The organism is Streptosporangium sp. 'caverna' (assembly GCF_003203775.1).
GTDB lineage: Bacteria > Actinomycetota > Actinomycetes > Streptosporangiales > Streptosporangiaceae > Streptosporangium > Streptosporangium subroseum.
Genome location: NZ_CP029711.1, coordinates 1,254,127 through 1,273,789 on the forward strand (window position 1 = coordinate 1,254,127; position 19,663 = coordinate 1,273,789).

15 protein-coding genes are annotated in these 19,663 nt (G+C 70.3%); 7 read left to right on the top strand and 8 right to left on the bottom strand.

Annotation, left to right across the window (positions count from 1 at the left end):
- Positions 1 to 7 precede the first annotated feature (7 nt).
- Entirely contained in the window at positions 8 to 1,471 is a 1,464-nt protein-coding gene (locus DKM19_RS05750; protein ID WP_110694803.1) for an AMP-binding protein, read from the bottom strand.
- A 133-nt stretch (positions 1,472 to 1,604) separates the two neighbouring features.
- On the opposite strand from DKM19_RS05750, the gene DKM19_RS05755 reads away from it, so the two are divergent.
- From DKM19_RS05755 to DKM19_RS05770, 4 genes are all read left to right on the top strand, one after another.
- A complete protein-coding gene (locus tag DKM19_RS05755; RefSeq protein WP_110694804.1) occupies positions 1,605 to 2,657 on the top strand; it encodes a hypothetical protein in 1,053 nt (350 codons plus the stop codon).
- A 244-nt stretch (positions 2,658 to 2,901) separates the two neighbouring features.
- Positions 2,902 to 5,136: an acyl-CoA dehydrogenase gene (locus tag DKM19_RS05760; protein WP_110694805.1), complete on the top strand. Its 2,235-nt coding sequence runs from the start codon at positions 2,902 to 2,904 to the stop codon at positions 5,134 to 5,136.
- 207 nt (positions 5,137 to 5,343) lie between these two features.
- Positions 5,344 to 6,456: a nitronate monooxygenase family protein gene (locus DKM19_RS05765; protein WP_110694806.1), complete on the top strand. Its 1,113-nt coding sequence runs from the start codon at positions 5,344 to 5,346 to the stop codon at positions 6,454 to 6,456.
- 306 nt (positions 6,457 to 6,762) lie between these two features.
- Complete coding sequence (locus DKM19_RS05770; protein WP_089212737.1) at positions 6,763 to 6,966, top strand: cold-shock protein; 204 nt, start codon at positions 6,763 to 6,765, stop codon at positions 6,964 to 6,966.
- A gap of 153 nt (positions 6,967 to 7,119) precedes the next feature.
- Here the strand turns inward: DKM19_RS05770 and DKM19_RS05775 are convergent, their stop codons facing one another.
- The 3 genes from DKM19_RS05775 to DKM19_RS05785 are packed head-to-tail and all read right to left on the bottom strand — an operon-like array spanning position 7,120 to position 9,697.
- Positions 7,120 to 7,605, bottom strand: coding sequence for a hypothetical protein (locus DKM19_RS05775; protein WP_204358668.1), 486 nt, complete (start codon positions 7,603 to 7,605; stop codon positions 7,120 to 7,122).
- Entirely contained in the window at positions 7,602 to 8,177 is a 576-nt protein-coding gene (locus DKM19_RS05780) for an RNA polymerase sigma factor (protein WP_110694807.1), read from the bottom strand. Before DKM19_RS05780 ends, DKM19_RS05775 begins: the two co-directional genes overlap by 4 nt.
- Positions 8,178 to 8,236: 59 nt before the next feature.
- Complete coding sequence (locus DKM19_RS05785; protein WP_110694808.1) at positions 8,237 to 9,697, bottom strand: S8/S53 family peptidase; 1,461 nt, start codon at positions 9,695 to 9,697, stop codon at positions 8,237 to 8,239.
- An 88-nt stretch (positions 9,698 to 9,785) separates the two neighbouring features.
- Between DKM19_RS05785 and DKM19_RS05790 the strand changes: the two genes are divergently transcribed.
- The gene (locus DKM19_RS05790) at positions 9,786 to 12,389 is read left to right on the top strand and encodes a CHAT domain-containing tetratricopeptide repeat protein (RefSeq protein ID WP_110694809.1); all 2,604 of its coding nucleotides are present in this window, start codon (positions 9,786 to 9,788) and stop codon (positions 12,387 to 12,389) included.
- A 230-nt stretch (positions 12,390 to 12,619) separates the two neighbouring features.
- On the opposite strand, the gene DKM19_RS50500 is transcribed toward DKM19_RS05790, so the two are convergent.
- Positions 12,620 to 14,620, bottom strand: a complete 2,001-nt coding sequence (locus DKM19_RS50500; RefSeq protein ID WP_204358669.1) for a LuxR C-terminal-related transcriptional regulator — start codon at positions 14,618 to 14,620, stop codon at positions 12,620 to 12,622.
- A gap of 95 nt (positions 14,621 to 14,715) precedes the next feature.
- Here DKM19_RS50500 and DKM19_RS05800 point away from each other — a divergent pair, with 95 nt between their 5' ends.
- Positions 14,716 to 15,801, top strand: a complete 1,086-nt coding sequence (locus tag DKM19_RS05800) for a M12 family metallopeptidase (RefSeq protein ID WP_110694810.1) — start codon at positions 14,716 to 14,718, stop codon at positions 15,799 to 15,801.
- Between the two features lie 45 nt (positions 15,802 to 15,846).
- Here the strand turns inward: DKM19_RS05800 and DKM19_RS05805 are convergent, their stop codons facing one another.
- From DKM19_RS05805 to DKM19_RS05815, 3 genes are all read right to left on the bottom strand, one after another.
- Entirely contained in the window at positions 15,847 to 16,314 is a 468-nt protein-coding gene (locus DKM19_RS05805) for a hypothetical protein (RefSeq protein WP_110694811.1), read from the bottom strand.
- Positions 16,311 to 16,535 carry a hypothetical protein gene (locus tag DKM19_RS05810; protein WP_110694812.1) on the bottom strand — a complete coding sequence of 75 codons (225 nt, stop codon included), beginning with the start codon at positions 16,533 to 16,535 and terminating at the stop codon, positions 16,311 to 16,313. Before DKM19_RS05810 ends, DKM19_RS05805 begins: the two co-directional genes overlap by 4 nt.
- 108 nt (positions 16,536 to 16,643) lie before the next feature.
- Positions 16,644 to 17,459, bottom strand: coding sequence for a crotonase/enoyl-CoA hydratase family protein (locus tag DKM19_RS05815; RefSeq protein WP_110694813.1), 816 nt, complete (start codon positions 17,457 to 17,459; stop codon positions 16,644 to 16,646).
- A gap of 511 nt (positions 17,460 to 17,970) precedes the next feature.
- On the opposite strand from DKM19_RS05815, the gene DKM19_RS05820 reads away from it, so the two are divergent.
- Positions 17,971 to 19,521: an acyl-CoA synthetase gene (locus tag DKM19_RS05820; RefSeq protein ID WP_110694814.1), complete on the top strand. Its 1,551-nt coding sequence runs from the start codon at positions 17,971 to 17,973 to the stop codon at positions 19,519 to 19,521.
- Positions 19,522 to 19,663 lie beyond the last annotated feature (142 nt).

Consider the following 19,663-nt stretch of genomic DNA (forward strand, 5'->3'; position numbering starts at 1 on the left):
TCCCAGCTCAGGACGGAAGATACGTCTCGCGTAGGCTGCTCCGGCTGAGTTTGCCGGTGGGTGTGCGCGGTAGCTGCTCCCGGTATTCGATCACGCGGGGATGCTTGAGGCGGGCCAGCCGGGGCACGCAGTGGGCCAGCAGGTCGGCGGTGAGGCCGGGTCCGGGGTCGGCGCCCGGTGCGGGCTGGACCAGGGCGACGACCCGGTGTCCCCACTCCGGGTCGGGGACGCCGATCACGGCCACGTCCGCCACCGAGGGGTGTTCGAGGAGGGCCGCCTCGATCTCGGCGGGATAGATGTTCACGCCGCCGGAAATGATCAGGTCGGTGCGCCGATCGCAGAGGAACAGGTATCCGGCCTCGTCCAGGTAGCCGATGTCACCCGGGGTGTAGAGGCGGCCGAGCATCGCGGAGGCGGTCTTGATCGGATCCTGGTGGTACTCGAACCGGTTGATGCCGCCGATGTAGACCAGACCGGGCTCGCCGGGCGGGAGTTCGGCGCCGTCGTCGTCGACGATCGTGAACGCGAGGCCGTCGACCGCCCGGCCGACCGTGCCGGGCCGCTCCAGCCACTCGGCCGAGGAGACCATGGTCGCCACGGCGGCCTCGGTCGAGCCGTAATACTCCCAGAGCACGGGACCGAGCCAGTCGATCATGGCCTGCTTGGTGGCCGGCGGGCAGGGGGCGGCGCCGTGATACAGGTGCGTCAATGACGATAAATCGTGCTTTTCCCTGATGGCGGGAGGCAGGGCCAGCAGCCGGTGGAACATGGTCGGCACCATGAACGCGTTGGTGACCCGGTGCCGCTCGACCAGTGCCAGCGTCTCCTCCGCGTCGAACCGCTCGGTCACCACGAGCGTGTGGCCGAACTGCAGCGCCATCATCGCCTGGCCGTACGGGGCGGAGTGGTAGAGCTGGGAGAGGAGCAGGTGCACGCCGTCGAAGGGCAGCGCGAAGTGACGCCAGCTCTTGCGCATCAGGATCGGGTAGAGGTCCTCGGGACTGACCTCGATCAACCGGCGCCGCACGCCCTTGGGCTTGCCGGTGGTGCCCGAGGTGTAGAGCATCATCGACCCGGCCCTGCGCTCCGCGGGCGGGGTGACGGGCTGCCCGTGGGCGAGCTCGTCGACCTCCAGGAACCCCTCGGGCACCGCCTGCGCGTACCGCTGCGAGCCGACCACCACCCGCGCGGCGCAGTCGGTGATGATGTAGCCGATCTCCTCGGCGGTGTAGTGCCAGTTCGCCGGGACGTGGTAGGCGCCGATCTGGTAGGTCGCGAGCATCATCGTGATCGCGTCGGCTCCGTTGGGCAGGACCGTCACCACGGCGTCGCCGGGGCGGGTGCCGCGGGTGACGAGGCCGTGGGAGACCTGATTGACCCGGTCGTGGAGCTCGCCGTAGGTCACGGTGGCACCCGCGATGACGGCGATGCGTCCGGGATCGGCCGTTGCGATCTCATAGAAGCCCCTCATAGGCGTGACCATACAGAACGACATTCTGTATGTGGAAGGGGGGACGCCATTGCCTGGGCTGGTGCACAGCTCGTAGCCGAAGCGTGATACGAGGGGGTTCACCGTTTGGGCACGGTGACATAACCTGACGCTCATGGCGGATGCTGGCGGCAACGCCTCCGGGCGCTCATACGAGAGATACATCCCGTCCTACGACGCGCCCACGGCGCCCATACCGGCCATTCCGGCCGAAGACGGCTCGATCGTCAGCCCGCGAGTGCCCCGCCGGTTCCCCATCGGGGACGGTGAAGAGGTCGTTCTGGTTCCCCGGCCCAAGCCCATTGGATCGTTCCCCTCGGCCGCCGCCGTATCCCCGTCGTGGTCCCCGCCGGGCGCGGAGACGTCGGGGACGCACCCGCGGGACGGCGCCGCGAGGGCAGGCGTGACCGGTGGACCTCGCAGACGCGGCGCTCTCGGCAGGCTGCTGATGAGGATCGGTGACACGCCGATCCGGACGGTCTACAGCGTGGGCGCGGCCGGTCTCGCCGTCGGCGCGGTCACTCTGATCTTCGTCCTGTTCTCCGGTGACGAGCCCGTCAAGCAGGTGGTGGCCCCCCGGGTGGAGGAACCCACCGCGGCAGCCAGGCCGACAGTGCTTCCGATCAAGCTGCCCGGCCTGCCCAGGGCGACCACGCTGAGGACGTTGCCGGGCACGCTCAGCCCGGTGGTGGGCGCGGTGACCGACGCCAAGGCCGCGATCACCTACTCGAAGCTGGGCGGTCCCTGGTCGATCAAGGCCGCCCCTCCGTTCTCCGTCGGCCAGCGGGTGGGCGCGGCGCGGCTGCCGCGCACGACGATCGCCTCCGGCCTGCTCCCCGGCGCCACGCCGGTCGCGGCCCTGAAAACCGACGCCGACTACCGCAAGGCGGCGCTGACGGCGGTGAGGTGGACGATCCGCAACCACCACCCCGCGGGCAGCAAGGTCGCCTGGACCGCCTCGCAGAAGCTGGCCACCGGCAAGGGATGGGTGCTCGGCTACCGGGTGACCTATGCGATAAGGGGCAGGAAGCACATCTCCCAGGCGGCGCTCGCGCTGCTCGACATCGGCCGCCGCAAGCCCGCCATGCTCTTCGTGACCGTGCCCGACACGCACAGGAAGCTCTGGGCCGACATCGCGCCCCTGATGGCGGGCGCCCGCGCCCTGTGACCTCCGAAGCCGTGACGGTGCGCGTCCGCGCACCGCGACGGGAAGCCGGTGAGGGCGAATGCCTGCGCGTTGCGGTGGGGAATGGTGTGATGGTGGGCATTCGCGCGTTGTGATGGAAAGCGTCGGGATCGTGAATTTCCGTGCATTACGGCGGGAAATGTTGGGATGGTGAATGTCTCCCGCGTTGTGATGGAAGCATCTTCTAGAATATGATTCTGCCACTGAATCGTGTCTGGAGGCTGTTATGGCGATCGGGTTGAGCGAAGAGCACGAGGCGCTCCGGGAGTCGGTGACCGGCTGGGCGGAACGAAACATTCCGTCCGGGGTCGTGCGTGCCGCCATCGCGGCCGAGAACGAGGAGCGTCCCGTTTTCTGGTCGGGGCTGGCCGACCAGGGCCTGCTCGGCCTGCACATCCCGGAAGAGTACGGCGGCAGCGGGTACGGCCTGCTGGAGACCGCCGTCGCCGTCGAGGCTCTCGGCGAGCGGGTGGCCCCCGGCCCCTACGTCCCCACCGTGTTCGCCGGCGCCGCGATCCTCGCCTCGGACGGCAAGGCCCACGCCGAACTGCTTCCCGGCCTCGCCGACGGCACGCTGACCGGCGCGGTCGCGCTGGCCGGTTCGATCACGGGCACCCGGGGTGAGGACGGCGCCCTGACCATCGGCGGCGTCGCCGAGCTGGTCCTGGGCGGTGCCCTCGCCGACGTCCTGGTGCTCCCGGTGGGCACCGACCGCGGCGAGGAGTGGGTCGTGGTGGACGCCTCGGCGGCGACCGTGACGCCGGTCAAGTCGCTGGACATCACCCGCGGTGTGGCCAAGGTCGAGCTGGAGGCGGTGGCCGTACCGGCCGGACGGGTCCTGGACGGACTGGAGGGCCCCGGCGTCCTCAACCTGGCCGCGATCCTGTTCGGGGCGGAGGCCGCGGGCGTCGCGTCGTGGTGCGTGAACGCCGCGTCCGAGTACGCCAAGGTGCGCGTGCAGTTCGGCAGGCCGATCGGGCAGTTCCAGGGGGTCAAGCACAAGGCCGCCCGGATGCTCGTCGCGCTGGAGCAGGCCCGCGCGACCGTGTGGGACGCGACCCGCGCCGCGGAGGGGCGGGGCGGATCCGAGGCGAAGGAGATCACGGCCGACGAGCTGGCCTACGCCGCCGCGATCGCGGGCGTGGTCGCCCCCGACGCGGCCGTGCTGTGCGCCAAGGACGCCGTCCAGATCTTCGGCGGCATCGGCTACACCTACGAGCACGACGTCCACCTCTACTACCGCCGCGCCCTGAGCCTGCGCGCGCTGCTCGGCTCCTCCGGCGAGTGGGCCGAGTCGGTGGCCGAACTGGCGCTGAACGGCGTGAGCCGGGCAATGGAGGTCGATCTCCCGGACGACGCCGCCGCGCTGCGCGAGGGGATCCGGACGGAGATCGCCGAGATCGCCAAGCTGGAGGGCAAGGACCAGAAGCGGGCGCTGGCAGGAGCCGGTTACGTCATGCCGCACCTGGCCAGGCCGTGGGGGCGCGACGCCAAGCCGCTGGAGCAGGTGCTCATCATCCAGGAGCTCAAGGCCGCCCAGGTCAAGCTGCCTCAGATGATCATTGGCGCCTGGGTGGTGCCGTCCATCGTCGCGTACGGCACGCCCGAGCAGCAGGAACGTTTCCTGCCGGCCACGCTGAGCGGTGAGATGATCTGGTGCCAGCTCTTCTCCGAGCCCGGCGCCGGTTCCGACCTCGCCGCGCTGCAGATGAAGGCGGAGAAGGTCGAGGGCGGCTGGAAGCTCAACGGCCAGAAGGTCTGGACCTCGGTGGCGCACTTCGCGGAGTGGGGCATCTGCATCGCCCGCAACTCCTCGGAGGGTTCCAAGCACGAGGGCATCACCTACTTCCTGGTCGACATGAAGGGCCAGGGCGTCACGGTCAGGCCGCTCACCGAGATGACCGGCGAGAACCTGTTCAACGAGGTCTTCCTCGACGACGTGTTCGTCCCGGACGATCTGGTCGTCGGCGAGGTGGGCCAGGGCTGGAAGGTCGCCAGGAACACCCTGTCCAACGAGCGGGTCTCGCTCTCCTCGGGCTCGGGCGGCACCGGTTCGTCGGTCTCCGACCTGGTCGGCCTGGCCGGACGGCTCGGCCGGGAGCTCACTCCGGCGGAGCGTCAGGAGCTGGCCCGGGTGGTCTGCGAGGGTCATTCGATCAGCGCGCTCGGCCTCCGGGTGACGCTGAAGCAGCTGACCGGGGTGGAGCCGGGCGCCGACGCCTCGGTCCGCAAGCTCCTGTCCACCTCGCACGCCCAGCACGTCGCGGAGTGCGCGGTCGAGCTGCTCGGCACCTCCGCCCTCATCGCCGCCGACATGAAGCTCGGCGACGCCGGTTACTGGAACCGCGCCGTGCTCTCCACCCGCGCCATGACGATCTACGGGGGCACCACGGAGGTCCAGCTCAACATCATCGGCGAGCGCATCCTGGGCCTGCCCCGCGACCCCGAGCCGGGCAAGTAGCCGGGTCGGCGCGGAGCGCTTCGACGGAGGTCCGGCTCGACGTCGCCGGCGAGCGCGGCCTCGGCCCGCCCACAACCGGGTCCCGGTTGTGGGCGGGCCGAGGCCGCGCTCTTTTTGAAACAAGTTCTTGTTGTTTTTTCTTACAGACAAAAGGTTCTGGACTAGAACGCGTTGCAGTTTGCTGGGCGTGAGTCGTACCGTGGGCGCATGCGGACACGTGTCACGGACATGCTTGGAATCGACCTTCCGATCTTCGCGTTCAGTCACTGCAGGGACGTCGTCGCCGCGGTCAGCCGCGCCGGCGGGATGGGCGTGCTCGGCGCGCTCGGCTTCAGCCCGGACGAGCTCGAGACGGAACTGAAGTGGATCGATGACCACGTCGACGGCAGACCGTACGGCGTCGACGTGGTCATGCCCGCCTCCTACGTGGGAGGCGACCTGAGCGTCGACTCTCCCGAGGATCTGGTGGGACGGCTGCAGGGGATGATCCCCGACGGTCACCGGAAGTTCGTCGACGACCTGCTGGCCGCGCACGGCGTCGCGGAACTGGCCGGCGTGGACGCGGGCAAGGTCCTGCTCGGCTGGACCGACGCCACCGCCCGGCCGCAGGTCGAGGTGGCGCTCAGGCACCCGATCGCGCTGCTCGCCAACGCCCTCGGCCCGCCCCCCGCCGACGTGGTCGAGCTGGCGCACGCCAAGGGCGTGAAGGTGGCGGCGCTGGCCTCCACTCCCCGGCACGCGATCAAGCAGGTCGAGGTCGGCGTGGACATCGTCGTCGCCCAGGGCACCGAGGCGGGCGGGCACACCGGTGAGATCTCCACGATGGTGCTCCTCCCGCAGGTCGTGGACGCGGTGGACGTGCCGGTGCTGGCCGCAGGTGGCATCGGCAACGGCCGCCAGATGGCGGCGGGCATGGCCCTCGGCGCCGAGGGCGTGTGGACCGGATCCATCTGGCTGACCGTCGAGGAGGCCGACACCTCCGAGGTGGTCAAGCAGCGCATCCTGAAGGCCACCTCGCGCGACACCGTGCGCTCGCGGTCGTGGACGGGCAAGCCCGCGCGGCTGCTGAAGAGCGAGTGGACCGAGGCCTGGGAGGCCGCCGACTCGCCCGGCACCCTGCCGATGCCCCTGCAGTACATGCTGATCTCGCCGGCGCTGCGCCGGATCGGCCGCTCCGACGCCGCCGAGCTGGCGACCTTCCCGGCCGGGCAGATCATCGGCGCCATGAACTCGGTGAGGTCGACCAGGGACGTCGTGTTCGGGATGGTCGAGGAGTACATCGAGGCCACCGAACGCCTCGGCCGTCTGACCCGGGACTAGCCGGGGCCGGTCCCGCGAACGGAACGGCTCCCGTGTCGCCTCCACGAGAGCCGTTCCCCCCTGATTACCGCCGATGTTGACAGTCAGGGGGGCGAAGCGGAGCGGTAGCGCGACCGTATCGGCGAGGAAGTGCTACCTTGAATACAGTTGCAGTTGTGGTACCCATGAAACTTTGTGTGCACCTGACGGGATGTAACCTTCAGGTGCATTTTTGTTTGCCGGTCATCTCCGGATGGGCTCAACGCGGCGACGCGGGATCCGTACAGTGCGGATTCCGGTTCTGCCCCCCTATCAAAGGAGATCGACATGGCTACTGGAACCGTGAAGTGGTTCAACGCGGAAAAGGGTTTCGGCTTCATCGAGCAGGATGGCGGCGGCGCTGACGTCTTCGCCCACCACTCGAACATCGCCACCCAGGGCTTCCGCGAGCTGCAGGAAGGCCAGAAGGTGACCTTCGACGTCACGCAGGGCCAGAAGGGCCCGCAGGCCGAGAACATCGTTCCCGCCTAATCGCAGCGCACTGACACGAGGCCGGGGCCCGCACCTGTACAGGTGCGGGCCCCGGCTCGTTCTGTGTGCCCGGCAGGAGACGGGGTCGAGGTGGTTCCGAGCGCCGGCCACGGCCGGGTGCTGGAATCCCCGGTTTTCAAACCGGGGAGGACGTCATACGGTGAGCCACTCGGTGGTGATCACTACGCCGTCGGCCCTGCAGTTGAGGCTGAACGGGCCGGTGGCCACGTGGTCGCAGGTGAAGCGGCCGAGCGCGTCGGTCGTGATCGTGAGCTGCCGTGATCCCAGAATCTCGATCTCCGCGGTCTGGGGTGGGATCAGCTGGCCCACGAGACGGCCGGCCGTGATCTCCAGATCGAGGGTGAGCCCATGTCCCAGGAACGTGAGCATCCGCGGCTGGCCGGTCCCTCGAACGGCCGCCGGCCGGTCCAGGGAGTCGAAGGTCAGCTCGGCGAGTTCGGCGTCGAGCGTGTTCAGCGCGTAGGCCTCGACGGCCGTCTGGAGCAGATGCGCGGGGACGGGGTCGATGATTCCGGCGGCGTGGCGGAGCATGTCCTCCAGCGCGTCCTCGTCGCTCACCGGGTCCCCTGCCCGGTCCTCGTCGCTCACCGGATCCCTTGCCCGGTCCTCGTCGTTCACCGGATTCCCTGCTCGGCCAGATGGGTACGGAGCCGCCGTAGACAGCGCTGCCTGATCGGGCCGATGCTCCCGACGGCGATGCCCAGCGCCGCCGACACCTCCTGGTAGCTGGGTGGCGGGGACGCCATCAGCACGCGCAGCAGCCGCCTGCAGTTCTCGCCGAGCTCCTGGAACGCCCTCCAGACCTGCCGGACCCGCTCCGCCTCCGCGGCCGCCTCCTCCGAGTCGATCACCGACTGCTCGGGCGTCCGGTCGTCGCCGGCCCGGTCGAGCACCTCCGGATCGTCGGTGGGCGCGAGACGGCGCGCCGCCTTGATCACCTTCAGGCACTCGTGCCGTGCCGTACTGGCCAGCCAGGATCCGGCCTTTTCCGGCTCGCGGATGCGGCGCAGGTGCTGCGCGAACCGGAACCAGGTGGTCTGGTAGACCTCCTGCCCATCGGCCTCCGTCAGCCCGTGTGCCCGGACGACGGACCACACCAGCGGGCTCAGGCCTTCCACGAGCGCCTTCCAGGCCGCCGCGTCTCCGCCGACGGCGGCCTGGAAGAGTTTGCCGATCGAGTCGCGATCCACGGCCTCACCCCTTGTATCCGGGATGTCATCGTATGTCGCGGGACCGGCCCGTAGATGTGTCATGAGCGAGAAGGAAGCTTCACCACCGAGGTGGGGCTCCAGGTGGTCGGCCGGAGCGCGGGAACGCAGCAGCCACGGACCTCGGCGAGCCCGGTGTTGGCCGCGAAGAGTTCCCTCGCGGCCTTCCGGGGATCGGTCTCCTTGTTCGCCGTCATGTAGTCGGCGATCATGCCGACCACCAGGGGGGTGGCGAAAGACGTGCCGCTCCACTGCGCCAGGCCGTCGAACCGGGTCGTCTCCACGTCGTCCGGCGTCGGGTGGCGTTTCTCGCTGAGCGCGCCGACGTGCCTGGGCCGCTGGCAGGTGCAGGCATAGGAGAAGCCGTACCGGCACGCGTCGTAGGTCGAGTGCTGGTACTCGTAGCGCACGGGCTCCTGGATGCCGGTGAAGGTGCTGACCAGCCCCTCTCCGGGCGCGTACACCTTGACCCATGACCCGTGGTTGCTGAAGCAGGCCCCGAACTCGCCGTCGCCCCGCAGCGCCCCCACCGACACCACCGCGTCCTCGTACCCCGGCAGCGCCGCGTAGGCGGCCGGCCAGAACGGCGTGGCGCTCGAGTTGTTCCCGGCGGCGGCCACCAGCAGGGTCCGGTCCTGCGCGCGCAGGGCCTCCATGAACGGCTCCAGCCCCTTGAGGGTGCTGTGGCATCCGTTCGGCGTCCCGGCGGAGAGACTGATGATGTCGGGCCATCCCCCGGAGACCGCCTCGAACAGCTTCCCGCCGAGTTCGTACTCGCTGATGGCGCCGGCGTTCTGGAGCGTGTTCCGTACGGTGATCCTCGTGTCGGGGGCCACCGCGGCGACCAGTCCGGCGATGAACGTGCCATGGCCGACGTACTGCTTGAGGATGCCCCTGTCGTCGATCGGATCCACCCTGCCGTCGCCCCCGATGGACCCTCCTCCCCGGTTGAGGTCGCCCTCGATGGACGACCCTTCCTCCCAGTAGGCCTTGTAGTCCCTCACGAGTCCGGTGTCGATCACCAGGACGGACACCGGATTGCCCGAGGGCAGGGCGTTCTGGACCACCTCCGGATTGCGCGGCAGAGCACGCGGCACCGGCTCGTCACCCGGGCAGCAGTTCACAGCGATCGTCACCATGTGGTTGCGGCTCACCAGCCGGCGCCCCGCCCGATACTCCTGGTCGCGCATGACGCGCAGGGCATCCGACACGTTCCGGTCGCTCCACCCCCCGCCCTCGCCCGGGTCTCCGACCTGGATCCGGGAGACTCCGCCCAGGTTGGTCTCCGGTCCGGCCCGGCGCACCAGTCTCTCCCTGCCGGGAGTCTCCCGGAATCTGTCGGCGACGGCGTCGACGACGAGGTGGGCCTCCTCGTCGCGGGCCAGGACGTAGCCCTTCTCGTAGAGGAACTCGGGGGCGTCGTCCGGTCCCGCGGAGAGGGGGATGTCCGCCATCGCCCGCTGGATCTGGTCGAACTGCTCCTGGAATCTGTCGGGCGCCATGTCACGGTCCTTCGCGAAGTGGATTCGTCGTCAGCAAGAGCCCGCCGATCCCTGGCTGATACACCTTCCTCACGTCTAACATCAATCCGTGACCGGGGGAAGCCCACCGATTCTCGACCTGCTCCCCCTCGTCTTCGCCCGGCCGAAGGACGCGCTTTCGGGGGCGCGGACCGTGCTGGAGGCCGGGCCGACGGCCCACGACGCCTCCGTCGCCCATCAGGTCATCGGGATCTGGGAGCGCGACTTCGGCGACCTGGGCGCCGCGCTCACCCACCTGCGACGTGCCCGTGCCCTGGCCGCCCGCTCCGGCTCTCCCGATCGGGAGGCCGACGTGCTCGCGACCCTCGGCGCGGCCCTCATGCACGCGGGCAGGACGCGGCACGCGATGAAGGCGCTGGACCAGGCGGTCGCGCGGGGAGCGGGCGCGACCCTCGCCCGCGTGCTGTTCCGGCGCGGCTACGTCTGGTGGGTCCTCGGGCACCACCGGCAGGCACTGGACGACCTCAGGCGGGCCATCCCCGTCCTGCGGCAGGCCGGCGACGTGATCTGGACGGCTCGCGCGCTCACCCTCCGCGCCACGGTCCACCTGGCGATGGGATCGGTCGAGCGGGCCGAGGCCGACTTCGGCAGCGCGGAGCGCCTGTGGGCCACCACCGACCAGGAGCACGACAAGGCGGACGCCGTCGAGAGCCGCGGTCTGGCGGCCTTCCGCTCGGGGGACATCCCCGCGGCTCTGCGCCTGTTCGACGAGGCCGCCCGGAGTTACGCGACGCTCGGCACTCCGATGTTCATGCTGAACATCCGGCGCTGCGAGGTCCTCATGGCGGCGGGGCTCGCGCGCGAGGCGCTCGACGAGGCCGACGGCGCGACGAACGCGCTGGACGGCATCGGCGGGCAGAGCACGCGCAGGGCCGAGCTCCTGCTCGCCGCCGCACGGGCGGCGAACGCCACGGGCGACGCCGCGACGGCGATAGCGCGGGCCACGGCGGCCATCGGCCTGTTCTCCAGCCAGCGCCGCGAGTGGTGGGAGGTGCACGCCCGGCTGGTGCTCATCGAAGCCCGCGTCGCCGGGGGACGGATCTCGGGGCGGCTGGTGGGCGATGCCGCCACGGTGGCGGCGCGGCTGTCGGAGCTGGGCTCGCCGAGCGCCGTCGAGGCGTCGCTGCTGGCGGGCCGTACGGCGCTCGCCCTCGGATGGGCGGACGACGCCGAGCGGCACCTGGTCGCCGCCGCCCGCGGACGGTCCAGGGGGCCGGCGTTCGCCCGAGTGGGAGGCTGGGCGGCGCAGGCCCTCCGGGCCGAGGCCGCGGGATCCGTCAGGGGAGTGCTGGACGCCTGCCGGCGCGGCCTCGACCTGCTCGACGAGCATCGGCTGACACTGGGCGCCTCCGAGCTGCGGGCTCGGGCGACCGCCCAGGGAGCGGAGCTGGCCGTGCTCGCCCAGCGGGTGAGCCTGCGGTCGGACCGCCCGCGGCGGTTGCTCGTCTGGAGCGAGCGGTGGCGGGCCACCGTGCTGACCGCCCCTCCCACGCGCCCGCCCGCGGACCCCGCGCTCCTGCGGGACATCACCGCCTTCCGGGAGATAACCAGCCGGGCGGAGGCCGCGCGGTCGGCGGGCGCACCGATCCCCGCGCTGGAACGCGAGCAGCGCCGCCTCGAACGGGAGATCCGCTCCAGAACGCTCCACATCCGCGGCGAGGGGAGGAGCGACGGTCGCCGGCTCGACGTGCGGCGGCTTCTCGACCGGATCGAGGACGGCAGGCTGGTCGAGATCGTCGCGGTCGACGGCGAACTGCACGTCCTGCTCTGCGGCGACGGGCGGGTGCGCGGGTTTCCCGCGGGACGGCTCGCCGACGCGATGGCCGAGGTCGACCACCTGTCCGCCGGCCTTCGGCGGCTCGCCCACACCGGAGACGCCGGCCGTCTCGCCATCCTCGAAGCCGGTGGCCGCCGTCTCGAGGAGATTCTGCTGGGCCCCGCCGTACGGCACCTCGGGACGGGCCCGGTCGTCGTGGTCCCGCCGGGCAGGCTGCACGGCGTGCCGTGGGCGCTGCTGCCCGCGCTGCGCGAACGCGCGTTCAGCGTGGCGCCGTCCGCGAGCTGCTGGCTGCGCGCCCGCGAGATCGAGCCTCCTCCCGAGGGACGGTTCGTGCTGGTCCGCGGTCCGGACCTGGCGACGGGCGGCGCGGAGGTGCCGCGGCTGGCGAGCCGGTACGGCGGGGCGACCGTGCTGGAGAACGGCACGGCGTCGGTGCCCGCCGTACTCGAGGCGATCGACGGTTGCCTTCTCGCCCACATCGCCGCGCACGGGACCTTCCGCGCGGACAGCCCGATGTTCTCCTCGCTCCGGATGGACGACGGCCCGCTCACCGTGCACGACTTCGAGCGCCTGCGCCGGAGCCCCCATCAGATCATCCTTTCGAGCTGTGACTCCGGCCGGCTGGCCTCGGTCGGGTCGGACGAGCTGCTCGGCCTCGCCGCGGCGCTGCTGCCGCTCGGCACCGCGGGGATCGTGGCGAGCTGCGTCCCGGTCAACGACGAGGCCGTGGTGCCGCTGATGCTGGCCCTCCACGAGGGGATGCGGGCCGGGCTGACGATGGCCGAGGCCCTTCGCGACGCGAGGCGGGCACCGCCGCACGACGCCGTCCACCAGGCGGCCGGGTGGGCCTTCTCCGCGATCGGGGCGGCCTGACGGCACCGCGCGGAGAAGCGGACGTCCCGGTCCGGGGAGAAACGTCCCGGCCCGGGGGAAACCGGCGGAGGTTCGAAGGAGTCTCGGCCTGGGGAACCGGCGGGGGTCCGGAGGAGCGCAGATCCGGGGGAACGGGCAGGAGGTCGGAGGGGTCTCGGTCCGGGGAGAACCGGCGGAGGTTCGGATGAGTCTCGGTCTGGGGGAACCGGCGGGAGTTCGGAGGCGCTCCGTCAGAACAGGCTTCCCAGCCCGGCCCGGTCACCGCTGCCGAGGCGCTCGTAGGCGCCGTACAGATGGTTGGCCACCGTACGGATGGACAGCGTGAGCTGCTCGGCGATCTGCCGGTTGGTCAGGCCCGTGGCGGCCAGGCCCACGATCTGCCGCTGCCGGGGGGTGAGCTCTCCCAGCGTGGCGTCGACCAGGACCGGGGTGCGTGCCCCCTGGCAGCGCCGGGCCAGCGTCGAGGCCCTGTTCCGCGAGGTGCGCGCGGCCCGGTGATCTCGGTGGATCATGGCCGCCTGCGCGGAGGCCTCGGCCGCGTGGAGCAGCAGGCCACGCTGTTCGAGCCGGTTCGCCACCCGGTCCAGGGACTGCCCGTCGCGCGAGATCAGCGCGGTCGCGTGGGTCGTCAGCAGCGAGGCGAGATCGCCGGGCTCCCGCCCGAGCCGCTCCGCGACCAGGGCGGGAGCCCCCAGCCGCACGGCGTCGTGCAGCGCGAACACGTCGTGCGGGGCGGCCACGTCGTGCGAGGCGAACGCGTCATGCGGGGTGGGCACCTCGTGCGGAGCGAACGCGTCGTGCGGAACGAACACGCCGTGCGAGGCGAACGCGTCATGCGGGGTGGGCACCTCGTGCGGAACGAACGCGTCGTGCGGAACGAACACGCCGCGCGAATCGAACGTGTCGTGCGGGGCGAGCACGGAGTCCTCCGTGAGAGATCGCAGTGCCCCGTCGATGTTCGCCTCGGCCGCCAGCAGCCACGTGCGGGCCGGGGAGGGCGCGGAAAGACCGGTCAGAGCCCGCCGTGCCGTCTCCAGGTCGCCGAGGTAGGCGGCGGCGTGGGCGAGCTCGGCCAGGCAGGCGGGGTGACCCTCATGTCGGCGCAGCCCTTCGCGGCTCCAGGAGAGGGCGTCGCGGATCTCGCCTCGCAGCCTGGCGAGCCGGGCACGGCAGGCGCAGAACTCCGGCATCGCCGGCTCGCCCCAGCCGGCGTCCTCCTCGGCCAGCCGCTCCCCGACGCCGACGGGGATCTCCCGGACATCTCCGCTCATGGAACGTTCCAGAAGCTCGCCGCACTCGAAGGCCAGCGCCGCGGCGAGATCCCGATCGGTACGGCGGAGCCTGTCGGCGCGTAACCTCCCGGCCCGGGCACGCAGCACCGGACCGTGCAGGGGATGGACGAGGCGGGCCGCCGACCGGTCGTCGACGTCGACGAGCCTCCTGGCCTCCAGGCGTTCGAGCACGGCCTCCGGCAGGACCGAGGCCTCCAGCGGCTCGCCGAACGCCAGCAGTTCCATCGCCTCCCGCTCCTCCGCGTCGACGTCGCCGATGGTGGCCTCCGCCAGCTCGCCGACACGCGAGGTGATCGGCACCGGGCCCCGCCAGGTCCACGGGCCGGCTTCCCCGGTCAACCGCCCGGTCGCGCGGACGGCGTCGACCAGCTCGCGCAGCAGCCGCAGGTCGCCCTGGCACGCCCGGTACAGACGACCGGCGGTGAGAGCCTCCACGTGGCCGCCCAGCTCCGCCTCGATGAGCCGGGTCCATGCCTCCCGGGGAAGGGAGTCCAGGGTCAGGCGCGGCAGGAGGTCGCCCGTCCAGAGCCGCGACACCGCTTCCGGCGCGCCGCCGTCCGGCCGGGCCAGGACGAGCAGGCGAGTCCGTCCGTGCACCGCCAGGTGGTGGACCAGCGTCGCCGAGGCGTCGTCGAGCAGGTGGGCGTCGTCCACGACCAGCACGCGCACCGCCCGCAGCGCCTTCGCCGCCTGGTGAAGGGAGATCGTGTCGGGCAGCAGGTGGGCGAACGCGGCGAGGGGGATCGACCGGGCTCCCGGCGTCCCGGCGACCATGACGTGCTCCATGCCTCGTACGGCCTCCGCCCCGAGGCGGGTCTTGCCGATCCCGGACAGGCCGATCACGGCGGTGCCTCGGTGGCCTGCGGAAAGGCTTCGCCGTACGAGCTCGAGTTCTTCGTCCCGGCCGGCGAACGGCCAGGAGGGCCAGAGATTTTCCACGGTAGTGGGAGCCGTGCTACTCACATCTGATACAGGCACGATTGAGTAGGTCTCGACCCATGTGCCCGCCGGATGACCGCCCTCAGCCTGTTCCCATGAACATTAACTACTGCTCTCTTCCTTCACAGCCCCCGCCGTCACTGCCGGCGGGCCTCGAGGCCGACCGGCTCGACGCGCTCATCGCCGGGCAGTTCATGTGGCTGAACGGCACGATCCTCCACTACTACTTCTTCGACGGGGAGACCGACGGATCCGTCATCGCGATCCCGGGAGAGGGCACCACACGCTGGGTGTCCTGGGTCGGCGGCAAGGACCAGCAGGACGTCGTCCGCGAGAGCTTCCAGGCGTGGAAGGACCTGGGCATCGGCCTGGAGTTCGCCGAGGTGACCGATCGGACCGAGGCGGAGATACGCATCGGCTTCCAGCGCGGCAACGGGTCGTACTCCAGGCTGGGGCGCAGCGCGCTCACGGTCGGGACCGACCAGCGCACCATGAACTTCGGCTGGAGCCTCACGCCCCCGGGCGAGCGGTCCACGGCCCTGCACGAGATCGGCCACGCCTTCGGAATGGTGCACGAGCACCAGAGCCCGTTCGCGGGCATCGTCTGGGATGAGGAGGCGGTCTACGCGGATCTGGCCGGTCCGCCGAACTTCTGGCCCCCGGAGAAGACGCTTAACAACATCATCAGCAAGTACAGGCCCAGCGATGTGAACGGCTCCGTCTGGGACCCGGACTCCATCATGGAGTATCCCTTCCACCCGGGCCTCATCCTGCAGCCGGAGAAGTACCGGGCGGGACTCTTCCCGCCGGGAAGGATCTCCGAGATCGACGCCGCGTTCGTCCACCGCTGGTACCCGCCGCTCGGAGCCGCCGAGCCGCCCCTGCTCGTCCCCTTCCGCTCGGTCCCGCTCGGCCTGGAAGCGGGGGCCCAGGCCGACTTCGTGATCGTGCCGGAGGCGACGCGCGACTACACCGTCGCCACGTTCGGCGAGAGCGACGCGGTGCTCGTGCTGTTCGAGGAGGTCGACGGGGAGCCGCGCTACCTGACCGGCGAGGACGACGGCGGGCGGCCGGACAACGCCTCCGTGTCGGCTCACCTGCTCAAGGGACGCCGCTACGTCGTCCGGGTGCGTCTGCACTCCGCGTGGGGATCGGGCCAGACGGCGGTCATGTGCTGGTGACCGTACGGCATCTGGGCCCAGGGCGCGCCCTCTTGCGCGGTCTGGTCAAGCGTCTATGCGGCGCTTGCCGTTGGCTGATGGGATGGCCTTCTTTCCCAGCACTCCGTCCCTCGCCAGGGGGTTCGCCTTCTCACCCAGTAGCTTGCCGACGGCCTGATGGGAAATACCGAGCAGGATGCCTATATCGCGCTGGCTGTAACCACGGGTCCGCATGCGCTGAGCGATCTGCCGGGTCCGCCTGCCTGCTTCCTCTCGTTGGCGCTCGGCTGTTTCCCGGGCCTGCTGGGTAACTGCCAGTTCTTCGGCCAGCTCCGCGTCGGCGAGGGTGATCTCGATGTCGCCCACCTCGGGCCCGTCGATCTCCAGCATGAGAGCGATCAAGTCGCGGGCCATCGCCTCGGCGTGGTCAAGCCGCTTCACTTGGGTGTGGTAGTCGCGCTTCAGTCCTGGTCCACCGACGACCAAACCCCACCAGCCTTCATCTCTGCTCGCGGTGACGCGATAGGTGCTCACTCGTCTTCACCCTCCTGCTCCTTGGCCTCGGCCACCATTTCCTCCCACGTGCGCAAGATGCCCTTGGCAGTGTTCTCCTTGATCTCGCTGTGGCGAGGAATCGGCACCGCATCGCCGCCGACGTACCACTCATCGTGATTGCCGCCATGCTTGATGGTGATCTCCAGGCCGTACTTCTTGGCGAGACGGGACATCCGCCGTTCAAGGTGACGCTTCTTCATCACGAGTCTAGGCTAGTGAAGTTGCCACCATCAAGGCAGCTTGAGTTGCCAAATCAGATGAATGCACTGAAAAGATCAAGATGGGTGGTGTGGTCCACTCTGGGCGGATCATCTGCCCTGGTAGATGGCGGGGCGCTTCTCTCTGAAGGCTCGGGAGCCCTCCTTGGCGTCCTCGGAGCCGATCACCGGCCAGCCGATGCCGTCGGAGACCTTCAGCGCCTCGGCCTCGGGCAGGCCCAGGGTCTCGCGGTAGGCGCGGAGGATGGCCTGTACGGCGAGCGGGCCGCACTCGGTGATCTGGGCGGCGATCTCCAGGGCGACCGTCAGCGCCTGCCCGTCGGGGACGACGCGGTTGACCAGGCCCATGCTCAGTGCCTCCTGCGCGGTGACGGCCCGGCCGGTCAGCAGGATGTCCATGGCGAAGGCATAGGGGATCTGGCGCGGGAGCCGTATCGCGGAACCGCCCATCGGGAACAGCGCGCGGCGGGCCTCGAACAGGCCGAGGGTGGCCGACGCGGCGACCACGCGCAGGTCGGTGCCGACGAGCAGCTCGGTGCCTCCGGCCACGGCGTAGCCCTCGACCGCGCAGACGATCGGTTTCGTGGGCAGCGCCTCGGAGTCGCGGAGCAGCCCTTTCCAGTGGTAGTCGGGGATCTCCGCCACCCGCCGCTGGACCCGGGGGTCGTTCGACGGGGTGCCCATGGCCTTCAGGTCGGCGCCCGCGCAGAAGGTCCCGTTCGCGCCGGTCAGTACGGCGACACGGACCTCGGGCTCGTCCGAGACGTAGGCCCACGCGTCGGCCAGGCCGACCAGCATGTCCGAGGAGAGCGCGTTCTTCGCCTCGGGCCGGTCCATGGTGACGACGACGATGTGATCGTCGCGCTCGATGCGGCAGTGCGGTGTGCTGATCGGCAGAAGTTCCACGGACGACCCCTGTTGCTCTAGCAAGCGATTGCTAGGGGATTGTAGATCCGTCCCGGCTCCCACCGCCAGCGGCCCGGTACGGCTCTTCGCCGGTGGGTTCGCGGGGACCGCGCCCGAATCCGGGGATCTCGAATCGTGCTACGAGGCGTTTTGCAAGATTGCCGACACGACCTACGGGATCGCGACGCGGCCTATGGGATCTCCGGCGCGACGGCCCCGGAGGCGACGCGCGGGGGAGATGGTCACGGCCTTCGCGACTACGGCGCCGATCTCCTGGGAATGAGGGCCGAGGTGAGCGTTCCCCGCGGCTCCGGGTGAAGCGGACCAAGATCGCACTCGGGTTCACAGTTTAGATCAAGCGATTGCTCGCCGCCTCTTCACCGGGTTAGTCTGCCCCTGCATACGAGAACAGATTCTTGTTCTATCCCTCCCGTACCGCCAGGGTCTTTCGCGATATCTAGAACGTGATTCACTTTGGTGGCAGGGAGCCTTTCGGCGGAGAGGATTTCCGATGGGCACGCTCGGTTTCTGGAGGCTGGCGCAGGCGGATCCGGACTGGATCGCCGCCGTGGACCCGGACGGCACCGAACACCGTGCCGGTGACCTGCTCGCCCGCGCCAACCGCCTCGTGCACGGTCTGCGAGAGCTGGGACTCAAGGCGGGCGACGGCCTCTGCGGCCTCGTGCCGAACGGCTCCGACGGGCTGGTGCTCTACCTGGCCGCCCTGCAGGCCGGCTGGTACTACACACCGATCAACTGGCACCTCACCGGACCCGAGATCGGCTACATCGTCGCCGACAGCGAGGCCCAGGCCTTTTTCATCGACGAGCGTTACGCGCAGGAGGGCCTGCGGGGCGTCACCGAGTCGGGCATCTCCCCGGAGCGCGTCTTCGCGTTCGGGCAGGTGGAGGGGGTGGCGCCCGCCTCGCAGCTGACGGACGGCCGGCCCGCCACCGCCCCCGCCGACCGTACGGCGGGCGCCACCATGCACTACACCTCCGGCACCACCGGCAAGCCCAAGGGCGTGCGCCGGGCACTGACCGGCCTGGACCCGGACGACGCCGCCGAGATGATGACGTTCTTGCCCAGCCTGTTCGGCATCACCCCCGGCAAGGAGAACGTCCACCTGGTCACCTCGCCGAACTACCACACGGCGGTCACCCAGTTCGGCGGCACGTCCCTGCAGATGGGCCACACGCTCGTCTACATGGACAAGTGGGATGCCGAGGAGACGCTCCGGCTCTGCGAGAAGTATCGCGTCACCAACTCGCACATGGTCCCCACCCACTTCAAGCGCCTGCTCGCGCTCCCCGAGGAGACGAGGGGCAAGTACGACCTCTCCTCGCTCCGGTGGATGATCCACGCCGCCGCCCCCTGCCCGGTCCCGGTCAAGTGGGCGATGTTCGAGTGGTGGGGCGACTGCATCTACGAGTACTACGCGGCGACCGAGGGCGGCGGCACGCTCGCCACCCCGGAGGGCTGGAAGAAGCACCCGGGCACCGTCGGCAACGCCTGGCCGATCAGCGAACTGCTCATCGTGGACGAGAACCTGGAGCCGGTCCCGACCGGGACCCCCGGCACGATCTACATGAAGATGATGGGCCTCGCGTTCGAGTACAAGGGCGACAGGGCGAAGACCGAGGCCAACCGCCTCCGGGACCATTTCACCGTCGGCGACATCGGCTATCTCGACGAGGACGGGTTCCTCTTCCTCTGCGACCGCAAGGCCGACATGATCATCTCGGGTGGGACCAACATCTACCCGGCCGAGATCGAGAACGAGCTGACGGTCCACCCGAAGATCGCCGACGTGGCCGTGTTCGGCATCCCCGACGACGAGTGGGGAGAGCAGATCAAGGCGGTGGTCGAGCTCATGCCCGGCGTCGTCCCCTCGCCCGAGCTCGTCGCGGAGCTCCTCGACTCGCTCAGGGGCCGCCTGTCGAAGATGAAATGGCCCAAGTCCATCGACTTCATCGAGGAGATGCCGCGCGCGCCCAACGGCAAGCTCCTCAAACGCAAGCTGCGTGATCCGTACTGGGAGGGGCGAGACCGTGCGATCTGAGAGTCACGGGCGCCGGCGTTCGGCCGACCGGGGAGATGCCGGGTTCGCGGTGCCCGGGCACCCGGCGTCGCGCCGGTGCCCCGCGGGGGACGCGATGCGCCGGCACCCGGCAGGAAACCGGCACTCAGTGGGGAAGGAAAGG